Below are 12,370 nucleotides of genomic sequence, written 5' to 3' on the forward strand. Positions count from 1 at the left end.
GTATCAGCAAGCATTTAATCTAAACGGCAGTTACACAGAATTCGGGATGGTCTCCAGCGCTCTTCCGTATAACAACATGTCAGAATCATCAACTTTCCGATCAACCATTTCTACGATTTCACTAAACTGCTCTAAAATTGTAGATTTAATTGAATGAGTGTATAGCAATAAATTTTTAACATTCCTTATTGGTAGTTTATCTATAAACTCATCTATTTCTTGTTTATTTTGCTTGGTAAGGTCATCTGATAGATATAGTCTCGATTCAGCATATTGAGTATATGGGCATTGATTAAACAGATTGATTACGTCATTTAGTTCCATAGCAGTATAGCTACCATGTACGCTTAACATAGCTTGGAATTGATGCACAACCCTATCAACTTGCTCAACGTTACAACAAATCGTACCGTCTATAACATTGTTAATTGCCATAAACTTATCACTTGTTTGTATGCCAATTAATAAATCTGCGCCTGTCTGTTCTTTTAATGCTCTGAGATTATATTTTTCCCACTCATTATCAACTAAAAAGAAAGCACCGCAACAAGGTACGTTGAAGTCATCTTCAAGGTGATACAGTTTAAATTGCGTGTTGAGTTTCAATTTTTCAAAAACTGCATTTGGCACAGCATACTTTGTTCCTGACGATTTGATTGGTTTAGTTTTGAGGTTAACTTCATCAAGTAAGTTGTGCATGCTATTCATTGTCATTCCTTTCATTATTTAAAACAAATCTACTCAAACCACAGCTACTGTAGCGTTGCCTTCTGCTTTGCATACTTGCATTTTTATATCTTATAGTCAGTGTTATTAATTTATATCAGTATAAAAACTTGGAATGCTAACTTTGCGTCGCTTTTATTACTGCCTAACTGATGTAATTTAAATACAACTGAATTAACCGACTTTTTATAAGGCTGAAATTAACAATACCACGTTACCTGATAAAGTATTTTATAGGTCGCCATAAATGGTTCAGTACTCAAACACCTATATCTATCGAGCTACCTGATTACTTATATAATTGACACACCATTTGCTATACTAGCCCCACTTTATTGGTTAAATACCCACTTATAACACCCTCCCAAACAGTATGGTAACCTTATGAAATTCTCAAAGTTCGGTCAGAAATTTACCCAGCCTACGGGCATCTCACAATTGATGGATGATTTGGGTGACGCGCTAAAAAGCGATCAGCCAGTCAACATGCTGGGCGGTGGTAACCCTGCCAAAATTGATGCCGTCAATGAGTTGTTTTTAGAGACCTATAAAGCGCTGGGTGTTGATAACGATGCAGGCGTACCCAATAGTAGCGCGATTATCAGCATGGCAAACTACTCTAATCCGCAAGGGGATGCCGCCTTTATCGATGCGTTGGTTGGCTTCTTTAACCGTCATTATGATTGGAATCTCACGGCAGAAAACATCGCTCTGACCAATGGCTCGCAAAATGCGTTTTTCTATCTGTTTAATCTGTTTGGTGGGGCGTTCGTTGATAAAAAGAACCAATCTATCGACAAGTCCATTCTACTGCCATTGACCCCTGAGTATATCGGCTATAGCGATGTGCATGTCGAAGGTCAGCATTTCGCAGCCGTATTACCACACATCGATGAAGTAACGCATGATGGCGAGGAAGGCTTCTTTAAATATCGTGTGGATTTTGACGCTTTAGAGAACTTGCCAGCGTTAAAAGAAGGTCGTATCGGGGCGATTTGTTGCTCACGCCCGACCAACCCGACTGGCAACGTGCTGACCGATGATGAAATGGCGCATTTGTCCGAGATTGCTAAGCGTTATGACATTCCGCTGATTATTGATAACGCCTACGGTATGCCCTTCCCGAATATCATCTATTCTGATGTCAATCTGAACTGGGATAACAATACGATTCTGTGCTTTAGCCTGTCCAAAATTGGCTTGCCCGGTATGCGTACGGGTATTATCGTGGCTGATGCCGAAGTGATCAAAGCGGTCAGTGCGATGAATGCGGTAGTCAATCTAGCACCGACGCGCTTTGGTGCAGCGATTGCCACGCCACTGGTCGAAAACGACCGTATCAAACAGCTATCTGATAATGAGATTAAGCCGTTTTATCAAAAGCAGGCGACACTCGCGGTGACGCTGTTAAAAGACGCATTGGGCGATTATCCGCTCATGATTCATAAGCCAGAAGGTGCAATATTCTTGTGGTTATGGTTTAAAGACTTGCCGATTAGCACGCTGGATCTATACGAGCGCCTAAAAGAAAAAGGGACGCTTATTGTACCAAGCGAGTACTTCTTCCCCGGTGTGGATGTCAGCGATTACCAGCACGCACACGAATGTATCCGCATGAGTATCGCTGCTGATGAGCAGACGCTGACGGATGGTATTAGAGTGATTGGCGAGGTGGTACGTGAGCTGTATGATGAGGCTCAAAACCAGTAACCCTACTTGCAACTCGCAAAACAAAACGGACTTTAATAGTCCGTTTTTTTATGGCGTTTGGTCAGTGAAGGCGATTTATTGGTTGGTCGAAATATCTTTGTCCATTTATTGAGCGCAAAGAGCAGATAAGGCAGCAGGCACGTATTCATCAGATCGCGCAGACTGGCCTTTATATCCACCATTTCTAATGCCAAGAGGCCTTTGGGGACGATGATATGGCGATTGTCCAGATACTCACCTGATAACGCCACGCCAGTGACCACAATCAATGCGATAAACGCTCTGATATTGTGGTTTTTGATGATAGGACGCAGCATAAACAGACAAAGCAGGTAGACACCAACCCCAACATAGATATGTAGGGCATCTTTGGCAAGACCAGTTGTTTCAACAACATTCATTTTAAAGGCGGTAAAGTCCACTAGAGTATTCCAAATATAAGCGAGCAGAAAATAGTTGAGCGTATCATCGAACCATAATAACCAAAAATTGATAACGTAAAATGAAAATAATAAGAAATAAAAAGGCAGACTATACAAGCGATAATCTGCCTTTGACTGCATGACATCTTTGATTTACGTTTATCGCCTATTTACACATCCCAATCCACAAAGTTCTTTAGTAGCTGTAAGCCTGCGGTATGGCTTTTTTCGGGATGGAACTGAGTCGCAAACAGATTGTCTTGAATCACGCTGGCACAAAACGGCTGTCCATAGTCGCATACCGCTGCCACTTGCTTGCAGTCGCTAGGTGCGCAGTAGTAGCTATGTACAAAATAAAAATGCGCATTGTCCTCGATACCGTGCCAAAGCGGATGGTCAAAATCCATACCATTAATGGTATTCCAGCCCATGTGCGGCACTTTTATCGTTGCGCCTTGCTTGTCTTTCCACGTGGGGTCAAATGCTTCTACCGTGCCGTTTAAGATGCCAAGGCAATCTGTACCACCATTTTCAGCCGATTGCTCAAACAACGCTTGCATCCCCACACAGATGGCCATCACGGGTTTGTTAAACACTGCATCGCGTACCACGTCATCAATGCCTGCCTCATGCATACCAGCGATACAATCACGCATCGCGCCAACGCCTGGGAAGACAATTTTATCTGCTGCCGCGACAACTTTTGGATCATTGGTGATAGAGACATCTGCCCCCACGACCGATAGTGCCTTGCCAGCGGAATGCAAATTACCCATACCATAATCTAATAGCGCTACTTTGGTCATCAATTGGTTCTCGTTTTTAAATATTTTGACTACTATACTATGTATACTATGTATACTATTTTCTGTTACTAAGGTGTAGATAAGGTTTTGCTACAAGGAAGTTAAGCGCAGGCTGTACAACCAGTACGCCAAGCTTAACTGACCCTCTTGAGTAACCTTGTAGAACAGCCTTAAATGCGTCTTAGAAAGCCTCTTTGGTCGATGGCAAGGTATTTAGCGCACGCTCATCATATTCGCAGGCCATACGTAGGGCACGTGCAAAGGCTTTAAAGGTTGATTCAATCTGGTGATGGCTGTTTTTACCTTTGAGATTATCCAAATGCACCGTCATCCACGAGTGATTGACGAAGCCATAAAAGAACTCACTGAATAAGTCAACATCGAAGCGGCCAACGTGCGAGCGCGTAAATGGAATATCCATGTGTAGACCCGGACGACCTGACAAATCCACCACAGCGCGTGTCAACGACTCATCTAATGGCGCATAAAAGTGCCCATAACGACGGATGCCTTTTTTGTCGCCCAAGGCTTTATTGAAGGCTTGACCAAGGGTGATACCCGTGTCTTCGACGCTATGATGGTCGTCAATAAAGGTGTCACCGTTGCACTTGATATCCAAGTCAAACAAACCATGACGCTTAATCTGATCGATCATATGATCCAAAAATGGCACGCCCGTGTCTACCACACCTTTACCCGTCCCATCGAGGTTGACGGTACAAGTGATCTGGGTTTCAGCGGTATTACGCTCAACGGTCGCGATGCGCTCAGGGCGACCGTATAGATTTAGGTTTGTTGATTGATTTTGCTCAGTTGCATTGGCTGTCATGGCTATTCTCTATCGGTTTTTTATCAGTGAAAAGCGGTCAATTATAAATAGGGCAAAAAAGTACCCATTACTGTCCATTACATCACCGCTAACGCTGCCATCAGCGCCAGCAAAAAATGTATGAAAAAATGATATATACAAAAGATATCAATATATTAGGGTTGATGTGTCCCACATATTATCTAGCCTCATCATAGCAAACCCTAACATTTACTGCCACGACCAAGCGCCAAACCACGCATAAATTTACGTCATTCTGCTAAAATAGTGTGTTCAGCATTATCAATCATGACTGGCTCGAACGTTGACAATCTCACCTTTATGGCACTACTCTCTATGACATGGTGCTGTCTGACCATAAAACCCCTCTGTTTATAGGAACTGCTATGCCTTTAGAAGCGATCGCTATTAATAGCTTGGATGCGCCACTTATCAAAAAACCTGCCCGTGACAATGAGTTGTCAGAACGCCTGCAGGCATTGTACGATAGTGATGATGCGCAGCCTGATGGTCTTGAGGTATTAGATATCGTTGCGCAAGGGTTCAAACGCGGGCAATATCTCTATGTCGGTATGTTCAACGATAAACCCATTGCTGCGGTTGCCTGCTTTGATGATGGGCAGACCAATGCCAAGCGTTTGCAGTATCTGACGGTACATCCAGAGAACCGTAAACGCGCCATCGATGCCAAATTTATTAAATTGGTCTATGACTGTGAGGTCAAAAAAGGCGTGCGTGAGTTTGTCCCTGCTGATGCTGATATTCACCGAATCATGAGCGAGTACGAACTCCTGCGCGTAAAAGACTAAATATAGAGTAAATAGGGTTTATTTCGCCAATATTTGATTATTTATCGACTTTTATGAGATATAACGCAAAAATCACTTGACAGCCGAGCCTATATTTAGTTTAATAGCGCCTCAACGAAGACGGCTCGATAGCTCAGTAGGTAGAGCAACGGATTGAAAATCCGTGTGTCGGCAGTTCGATCCTGCCTCGAGCCACCATTCGTTAATCAGATTCTAAAAGCCCCAAACACCGCTGTTTGGGGCTTTTTTTATGTGCATATTTTTTGTGTTTGTCACATCAAGCTTACTGATTGAATATCTAGGGTTGGTAGAGCCGACCTCGTAAGAGCAAATGACAGCGCTCGCGTGAATCCAAGTCATAGATCGTTGCACGGTAATCAATACCGTGACGCCCTTCAAAGAATATCACGCGATCCCCCACAGCTAAAAAACACGACGTACGCGCATCATAAATAAAGCCATCAATCACAAACGCCAAATCACGATCTATCTCGCGTACGGTATATGTCTCACCTTGTGGAATCAACTTTTCAAACCAAGCGCTATGGGCAGCCATACTCGTAAACATACTTGTCGTTAGCAGTAGTAGCGCAATCCGTATGTTTTTGGATACTAGCGAACGGATTTGCTTAGTGATGCTTATGTTCTTCTTTAACATGATATTTCTCATCGCCTACCTCACTCACGGTTGCATAACATTTTTGTGCTGTTTTCTACACCGCTTGGCTCAGTATACTCAGTAACTATAAAGGGACAGATACCTATTATAATACAGAGCCTAGGTGGCAGATATGAGAGAATTTGATTACGACTTAGATTACAAAAACTTAGATCTGCGCGCGCATCCTGAGTTATACCGCGTCGGGCGCGGTGAGCAAGGCGTGTTACTTGTAGAGCCTTACAAGTCTGAAATCCTCCCGCATTGGCGTTTTGCGACTCCTGATATCGCCCGCGAGAGCAGTGAGACGATTTATCAGATGTTTTTGGATTATCTAGCTGACGATGATTTTGTCGGTGCCGATATGGCGCGTAAATTTATTCAAATGGGCTATACCCGCGCGCGTCGCTACGCTAATCACAAGGGCGGTAAAAAATATAAAGGGCCAGTACCTGATGACAAAAAAGGCCAAAGCGGCGCCCATGGTCGCGAAGAGTTACCACGACAAACCGAAGACCCGATCAAGGCAGAATCAGCACGTATTTTTAAGCAAAAATGGGACCAGTGCCGTGAGAACGAAGAGTATCTAAGAATGAAGAAAGAACACCGCGCGCGTTATAAAGATGCCGAGTAACTGCTAATGCTCATCACCTTGAGAATATAACAACACTAAATTGACCAGTCTTAAAATACTACTGTGCTAAGGTATAACACGGAATATCGAACACAATAAATACAATGACTTTTAATAGTGAGGAACAATGAATAAGCAACTTTTAATTTTTGATTTTGATGGCACACTCATTGATAGCGTGCCTGATTTGGCTGATGCCACCAATGCGATGCTGACCACGCTTGGTAAAGACACCTACCCAATTGAGACGATACGCAATTGGATAGGTAATGGTTCACGAATGCTTGTGGAGCGTGCTTTGGTCGGTGATATCACTGTCCCAGAGGGTGCACTGACCAAAGCCGAGGCCGATCACGCAGAGCAGATATTTTTTGAGGCATATACTAAGATTGGTGGTAGCAAAACCGTTGCTTATCCCGATGTCGATAGTGGCCTTAAACAACTTCACGCGGCTGGCTACACGCTCGCTCTAGTCACCAACAAACCGATTCGTTTTGTCCCAAAAATATTGCAAACATTCGGCTGGCAAGATCTGTTTAGTGAAGTGATGGGCGGCGACAGTCTATCCACCAAAAAGCCAGATCCAGCGCCCCTACTGCATGTCTGTACTCAATTGGGGATTACTCCTGACCAAGCGATTATGATTGGCGATTCTAGAAACGACATCTTGGCGGGTCAAAACGCCAATATGGACACGCTTGGTCTGTCTTATGGCTATAACTACGGACAAGACATTCGTGAGCTCGGCCCAACCGAGGCGTTTGATCATTTTGCGGATTTGATTACTTGGATTATGAAAGATAACATCTAACTCATAAAAGCATCTATCAAACGGATGTGATAGCTGGCTTAAACGAAGACTACTCCTTACTACGATAGCTGAGCGCCTCTGACACATGGGCGCTGTTAATATCTGTACTGTTGGCCAAATCAGCGATAGTACGCGCGACTCGTAACACTCGATGGTAGCCGCGTGCGGATAAATTCAAGCGCTGCTGAGCAAGTTGCAATAGTTGTTTTTCGCTGTCGCCTAATTTGATGTATTCATCGATTTCGCTCGGGCTTAGCTCATTATTAACTTTTCGTTGTCGTTTTAATTGATGCTGATGCGCGGCTGCTACTCGCTCGCGTACTTGTTTGGATGTTTCCCCTGCCTGCGCGCTTTGCAAGTCAGCAATCGGCAATGCTGGCACCGTGATATGCAAATCAATACGATCTAATAGTGGCCCTGAGAGTTTGTCTTGATAGCGTTTGATTTGCTCAGGTCGACAGCGGCAGCGACCTGAAGTATCACCATCATAACCACACGGGTGTAATAATCCCAAATTACTGGCACAATACCCTTCAATATCACCTCTTTTCTATTCCAATACTTACCAATTAAATGGCAAAGATATACCAAATAGCTGTCATAAAATTTAATAAATGCTAAATAAGCGACAAATTATTATGAGACAAATGCGCAAAATAAAACCGACTAGAATGAGCGTATCAGGAAGAATTCCATATAAAGGTAAATCATTACCTTATGAATCAACTTTAGAGCGCGATTTAATTATAGTCTATGCCTTTCGAGAAGATGTGGAGGATATAGTTGCTCAACCAATTACTATACCTTTCGTCAAGAATGGCATTACTTATAAGTACACCCCTGACTTTTTTATCAAATTCGTAGAAGACGATGGTAAGCCAAATATGATTATTGAGGTTAAACCACATGATCTATGGCAAGCGAACTGGAGAGACTGGTCGGATAAGTGGAAGACGATGCAGCGCTATTGTAAAGACAATGGTTATGTATTTCATATTTATGATGAGAGTCGTATTAAGAATACAGCTTTAGACAACATTAATTTCTTAATGAAGTTTAAGAACTCCGCAATCGAAGAAGAGGATAAGGAAGCGGTTTTAGAGCAGGTTAGGCTTATGGGTACAACTACTATAGATTACCTATTAACACGTTTTTACATAGGCTCTTTCTTGCGCAATCACGGATTACGAGTAATTTATCATTTACTTGCTACTAAACGATTAAAATTTAATTTATTCCTCGAAATTAATGACTTAACAGAGGTATGGGTGGATTATGAATAATAGTAGAATTGCAGAAACTAACTCATCTATCTTCGAAAAACATTTAGATAATTTTCAAAAACTAGGTATCGATGTAGATACAATAAATGAGTCAACACCAACAACGAAAGGGTATGGTTTCATGATTGACCATGATGATGAGGGTTTAGATAGGTTTGAGATCAGGCGTGGACGTATTGATTTGCGTAAGGGGAAAACCTATCTAAATAAGTCTGATAATAAACACTATGAGCTAGTCGAGTACTTAAACGAGAGTACAGAGGTCGTAGTTCGTAGTGTTGAAACGGGTAAAACCAGTATTGTTAACATACAAAATTTGTCAAATATTAAAGATCAGAATAATGATCATATCAATGTCGATATTAGTGCTATTGGCGATGAAGAGTGGCAAAAAGCACAATCTAAGTTTGAGGCAATCAAGCCTATTATCAATACTGAGCATAGCTATAATCATCGAAAATTAATTATGGAACGCTCAAAGGAGATCAATGTCTCAATTCGTTCATTATATCGTTGGATCAAGCAGTATCAGGCTGTTGGATCTATTGCAGGACTGGTAGAGAAAAAACGAGGCTGGAAGGAAGGTGGATCGCGTCTAACTAAAGAGCAGGACGGTATTATTCAAAGAGCTATAAAAGCATTTTATTTGACTAAGCAAAGGGCTAGTTTAGAGCAGACTTATCGTGAAGTTTTTCGCCTTTGCTCTATGGAAAAGATCGACAAACCCAGTAAAAAAGCTATTAAACTACGTATCGATCAAATTTCAGAGTATGAGCAGCTCAAAAAGCGCGGTCAAATAGAGCTAGCTAGAAAAAAATTCAAACCCACACCCCATTCTTTTCCTAACGCAGATTATCCATTGAGCGTGATTCAAATAGACCATACACCTGTTGATTTAATGCTAGTCGATAACGAACACCGAAAATCTATTGGTAGACCATATCTAACACTAGCTATTGATGTCTATAGCCGAATGATTACGGGATATTACTTATCATTAGATCCACCGTCAGCAACCTCAGTTGCAATGTGTGTCGCAAGAAGCATCTTGCAAAAAGAGAGTCTTTTACTTGAGCATGGTATTGATCATACAGAATGGCAAGTGTATGGCTATCCGCAAAAAATACACGTTGATAATGGTGCTGACTTTCGATCAAACACCTTGGCTCGTTCGTGCGAGGTTCACGGGATTAACCTTGAATTTAGACCAGTAGCAAGACCTCAGTTTGGTGGACATATTGAACGTCTCATTGGTACGTTTATGAAAGAGGTTCATGGCATCAATGGTACAACATTTTCTAATATTAAAGAAAAAGACAATTATGACTCTGAAAAAGAAGCGACCCTTACTTTAGATGAGTTTGAGGTTTGGCTTCTTACCTTTATAACAAAGGTTTATCACAAGCGAATTCATAGCACTTTAGGGCGAAGTCCTACGGAACAATGGTATCTAGGTATTCATGGTGATGGTGAAAGCATTGGTACAGGCTTGCCATCATTACCAGAAGATTCAAAAACCTTACTATTAGACTTCATGCCAAGTTTTGAGCGAACCATTCAGCATTTTGGTGTAACTATCGACTCCTTACGCTATTACGACCCTTGTTTAAATGTTTTTATTAATGCCAAAAATAAAGATGGAAGTAAGAAACACTTTTTATTTAGACGTGATCCACGAGACATTAGTAAAATTTGGTTCTACGATCCAAGCTTACACCAGTATTTTACCGTCCCCTTTGCTAACCAGCAGCTACCAAGTATGAGTCTGTGGGAATATAAACAGATTCGTAAGCAGATTTCTGATAAAGGGAATGAGTATATAAGTGAACATCAAATTTATGAAGCTTTGACCGAGATGCGAGACTTAATCGAAGATTCTTCTAAAAAAACGAAGTCTGCTCGTAGACAAGCGCAACGTCAAAAGACACATGCAAAAAGTCAAACTATCGTAGCCAAAACAATAATGGCGAGTAAAAGACACAATGCCAATACTTCTAGTGATCTAGAGCCGTCCAACAGTAATGATATTCAAACAAACTTGCAGCCATCAATACAGACTTCTAAAAAATCTGAAAAGAGTGTCGTTGAACAAAATGGCCTACTTCTAGATACGACTGATTTTGATTTTGGAGATATTGAATAATGAATGAAATTATCGCTGATAACAAAGCGTCTTACCTTCATGTATATAAAGATTTCCGTCATCTTGTAGAATATTCTGATGACGATCGATTAGATTTTATTAACGAAGCTCGCTGGGTCAATTATGATGTAGCAGACAATATAATTTTAGAGCTAAACGGGCTTTTGAGGTTCCCAAAAAGACTAAGAATGCCTAATCTTTTAATAGTCGGTGATTCAAATAACGGCAAAACCAGTATTGCTCATCGTTTTTTCAGAAAGCATGGTATGCCAGTCGAAGAGAATGGCAATTTAGTCAAGCCTGTTATTTTTGCAAATGCTCCTTCAAGCACTAATGAAAAAGACCTTTATATGTCTATTCTAGAGGCGCTTCATATGCCCTATAGAACAAAGGATTCAGCATCTTCATTGCTCTATCAAGTACTTCATTTGTGCCGCGAGTATCAAGTCAAAATGATCATGGTTGATGAGCTTCATTCATTACTTACAGGTACACCAAGACAGCAACGTCAGGTAATGAATGCTTTGAAGACATTATGCAATGAATTACAGATACCGATTGTCGGTATTGGAACGCAAGATGCGAAACGTGTACTACACACTGATCCTCAGCACGCTAGTCGATTCGATATTGTAGAAGTTCCTCTTTGGAAATTAGATAAAAAATTTCAAGAATTACTTTTTCGACTCGAAAGCGTTTTCCCACTTAAAAATCCATCAGAGTTGCATCAACCCAAAACTGCTGCCCTTATTCATGCTGTTTCAAGAGGAAACTTAGGCAATATTCATAGGCTTCTGTCAGTTTGCGCCAAAGATGCCATTCTTAGTGGCACAGAACAAATTACCGAAGACATTCTGACTAAAAATAAAGATGTTCGCCCAACCGAAGGACTGAGGTGATGGCTAGCGTAAAACCATTACCCGTTGCTACACCTCTTTTACATGATGAAAGCATAAACTCATGGTTAATACGGGTATCTTTAAATCAAGGCTGCGACCTTTCTACGATTCTTTTTTATCATTGGTCTAAATACAATTTGCGTCATCATGATTTTGATAAAGGCTTCAATCATATTAATAAGCAGATACATCAAGATATGGCTGTGCTTGCTCACACTGATACTAAATTTTTTGATAATAGAAGCTTGATACAGTTCAATGAAGATATTGGATTAGAGTATCGACCAAATATTAGCCTTACTTGGGTGTTACCTATTCCCAAATTTCATTCTAAAACGATGGTAGGCCATCAATATTGCGCTCAATGTATGCAAGAGGACAAAAGTGCGTATTTGAGATTAAAGTGGCGATTTAGTTGGATTGTTTACTGTGAACAGCACTTAATTTCACTACAAAGTTCGTGTTCTAGCTGCGGATTGCCGTATCAACCACATTTGATCAAAGCGAATCACCGATTTATCAATAGATGTCCTCACTGTCGAGAAAAGCTAAGCGCTGAAGCAGTAAATCAACTTTTATGTACAGATTGAACCGCCCCGGAATTGTCGGAGACTCAATTTTCTGAGAGAATACGACAATG

General features: G+C 41.3%; 13 protein-coding genes, 1 tRNA gene and 1 pseudogene. 9 read left to right on the forward strand and 6 right to left on the reverse strand.

Annotated features, from left to right (window positions below):
- Nucleotides 1–30: 30 nt before the first annotated feature.
- Nucleotides 31–708: a hypothetical protein gene (locus tag L0G63_RS11895; RefSeq protein ID WP_301450852.1), complete on the reverse strand. Its 678-nt coding sequence runs from the start codon at nt 706–708 to the stop codon at nt 31–33.
- Between the two features lie 402 nt (nt 709–1,110).
- Here L0G63_RS11895 and L0G63_RS11900 point away from each other — a divergent pair, with 402 nt between their 5' ends.
- Nucleotides 1,111–2,436, forward strand: coding sequence for a valine--pyruvate transaminase (locus L0G63_RS11900; RefSeq protein WP_301450853.1), 1,326 nt, complete (start codon nt 1,111–1,113; stop codon nt 2,434–2,436).
- 32 nt (nt 2,437–2,468) lie between these two features.
- Here L0G63_RS11900 and L0G63_RS11905 read toward each other — a convergent pair whose 3' ends face one another.
- From L0G63_RS11905 to hisB, 3 genes are all read right to left on the reverse strand, one after another.
- Nucleotides 2,469–2,837, reverse strand: coding sequence for a hypothetical protein (locus tag L0G63_RS11905; protein WP_301450854.1), 369 nt, complete (start codon nt 2,835–2,837; stop codon nt 2,469–2,471).
- Nucleotides 2,838–3,028: 191 nt separating this feature from the next.
- Nucleotides 3,029–3,664, reverse strand: a complete 636-nt coding sequence (gene hisH, locus L0G63_RS11910; RefSeq protein WP_301450855.1) for an imidazole glycerol phosphate synthase subunit HisH — start codon at nt 3,662–3,664, stop codon at nt 3,029–3,031.
- A 181-nt stretch (nt 3,665–3,845) separates the two neighbouring features.
- On the reverse strand, nt 3,846–4,493 hold the full coding sequence (gene hisB / locus L0G63_RS11915; RefSeq protein WP_301450856.1) for an imidazoleglycerol-phosphate dehydratase HisB: 648 nt from the start codon (nt 4,491–4,493) through the stop codon (nt 3,846–3,848).
- A 386-nt stretch (nt 4,494–4,879) separates the two neighbouring features.
- Between hisB and L0G63_RS11920 the strand changes: the two genes are divergently transcribed.
- Nucleotides 4,880–5,302, forward strand: a complete 423-nt coding sequence (locus L0G63_RS11920) for a hypothetical protein (protein ID WP_301450857.1) — start codon at nt 4,880–4,882, stop codon at nt 5,300–5,302.
- A gap of 122 nt (nt 5,303–5,424) precedes the next feature.
- Nucleotides 5,425–5,500, forward strand: a tRNA-Phe gene (locus L0G63_RS11925).
- Between the two features lie 100 nt (nt 5,501–5,600).
- On the opposite strand, the gene L0G63_RS11930 is transcribed toward L0G63_RS11925, so the two are convergent.
- Nucleotides 5,601–5,960, reverse strand: coding sequence for a hypothetical protein (locus L0G63_RS11930; RefSeq protein ID WP_301450858.1), 360 nt, complete (start codon nt 5,958–5,960; stop codon nt 5,601–5,603).
- 133 nt (nt 5,961–6,093) lie between these two features.
- Here L0G63_RS11930 and L0G63_RS11935 point away from each other — a divergent pair, with 133 nt between their 5' ends.
- Both L0G63_RS11935 and L0G63_RS11940 read left to right on the forward strand, forming a co-directional pair.
- The gene (locus L0G63_RS11935; protein ID WP_301450859.1) at nt 6,094–6,594 is read left to right on the forward strand and encodes a DUF4385 domain-containing protein; all 501 of its coding nucleotides are present in this window, start codon (nt 6,094–6,096) and stop codon (nt 6,592–6,594) included.
- A 127-nt stretch (nt 6,595–6,721) separates the two neighbouring features.
- Nucleotides 6,722–7,405: a phosphoglycolate phosphatase gene (locus L0G63_RS11940; protein WP_301450860.1), complete on the forward strand. Its 684-nt coding sequence runs from the start codon at nt 6,722–6,724 to the stop codon at nt 7,403–7,405.
- Between the two features lie 49 nt (nt 7,406–7,454).
- On the opposite strand, the pseudogene L0G63_RS11945 reads toward L0G63_RS11940, so the two are convergent.
- Nucleotides 7,455–7,904: pseudogene (locus tag L0G63_RS11945) on the reverse strand (ATP-binding protein); the annotation flags it as partial.
- Nucleotides 7,905–8,043: 139 nt separating this feature from the next.
- On the opposite strand from L0G63_RS11945, the gene L0G63_RS11950 reads away from it, so the two are divergent.
- From L0G63_RS11950 to L0G63_RS11965, 4 genes are read left to right on the forward strand one after another with little or no spacing between them, the layout of a single operon-like run.
- A complete protein-coding gene (locus L0G63_RS11950; protein ID WP_301450861.1) occupies nt 8,044–8,688 on the forward strand; it encodes a TnsA endonuclease N-terminal domain-containing protein in 645 nt (214 codons plus the stop codon).
- Nucleotides 8,681–10,831, forward strand: a complete 2,151-nt coding sequence (locus tag L0G63_RS11955; RefSeq protein ID WP_301450862.1) for a DDE-type integrase/transposase/recombinase — start codon at nt 8,681–8,683, stop codon at nt 10,829–10,831. The genes L0G63_RS11950 and L0G63_RS11955 overlap by 8 nt, the downstream gene beginning before the upstream one ends.
- On the forward strand, nt 10,831–11,730 hold the full coding sequence (locus tag L0G63_RS11960; RefSeq protein ID WP_301450863.1) for a TniB family NTP-binding protein: 900 nt from the start codon (nt 10,831–10,833) through the stop codon (nt 11,728–11,730). Before L0G63_RS11955 ends, L0G63_RS11960 begins: the two co-directional genes overlap by 1 nt.
- Nucleotides 11,730–12,320, forward strand: a complete 591-nt coding sequence (locus tag L0G63_RS11965) for a TniQ family protein (protein ID WP_301450864.1) — start codon at nt 11,730–11,732, stop codon at nt 12,318–12,320. The genes L0G63_RS11960 and L0G63_RS11965 overlap by 1 nt, the downstream gene beginning before the upstream one ends.
- Nucleotides 12,321–12,370: the final 50 nt, after the last annotated feature.

This window comes from Psychrobacter sp. (genome assembly GCF_030454045.1).
Classification (GTDB): Bacteria; Pseudomonadota; Gammaproteobacteria; order Pseudomonadales; family Moraxellaceae; genus Psychrobacter.

Excerpts from the sequence above, each read along its gene's own strand:
- L0G63_RS11900 (WP_301450853.1), top strand. The coding sequence starts at position 1,111 with ATGAAATTCTCAAAGTTCGGTCAGAAATTTACCCAGCCTACGGGCATC.
- hisH (WP_301450855.1), bottom strand. The coding sequence starts at position 3,664 with ATGACCAAAGTAGCGCTATTAGATTATGGTATGGGTAATTTGCATTCC.
- L0G63_RS11950 (WP_301450861.1), top strand. The coding sequence starts at position 8,044 with ATGAGACAAATGCGCAAAATAAAACCGACTAGAATGAGCGTATCAGGA.
- L0G63_RS11935 (WP_301450859.1), top strand. The coding sequence starts at position 6,094 with ATGAGAGAATTTGATTACGACTTAGATTACAAAAACTTAGATCTGCGC.
- L0G63_RS11930 (WP_301450858.1), bottom strand. The coding sequence starts at position 5,960 with ATGTTAAAGAAGAACATAAGCATCACTAAGCAAATCCGTTCGCTAGTA.
- L0G63_RS11940 (WP_301450860.1), top strand. The coding sequence starts at position 6,722 with ATGAATAAGCAACTTTTAATTTTTGATTTTGATGGCACACTCATTGAT.
- hisB (WP_301450856.1), bottom strand. The coding sequence starts at position 4,493 with ATGACAGCCAATGCAACTGAGCAAAATCAATCAACAAACCTAAATCTA.
- L0G63_RS11965 (WP_301450864.1), top strand. The coding sequence starts at position 11,730 with ATGGCTAGCGTAAAACCATTACCCGTTGCTACACCTCTTTTACATGAT.
- L0G63_RS11960 (WP_301450863.1), top strand. The coding sequence starts at position 10,831 with ATGAATGAAATTATCGCTGATAACAAAGCGTCTTACCTTCATGTATAT.
- L0G63_RS11920 (WP_301450857.1), top strand. The coding sequence starts at position 4,880 with ATGCCTTTAGAAGCGATCGCTATTAATAGCTTGGATGCGCCACTTATC.
- L0G63_RS11955 (WP_301450862.1), top strand. The coding sequence starts at position 8,681 with ATGAATAATAGTAGAATTGCAGAAACTAACTCATCTATCTTCGAAAAA.
- L0G63_RS11905 (WP_301450854.1), bottom strand. The coding sequence starts at position 2,837 with ATGAATGTTGTTGAAACAACTGGTCTTGCCAAAGATGCCCTACATATC.
- L0G63_RS11895 (WP_301450852.1), bottom strand. The coding sequence starts at position 708 with ATGAATAGCATGCACAACTTACTTGATGAAGTTAACCTCAAAACTAAA.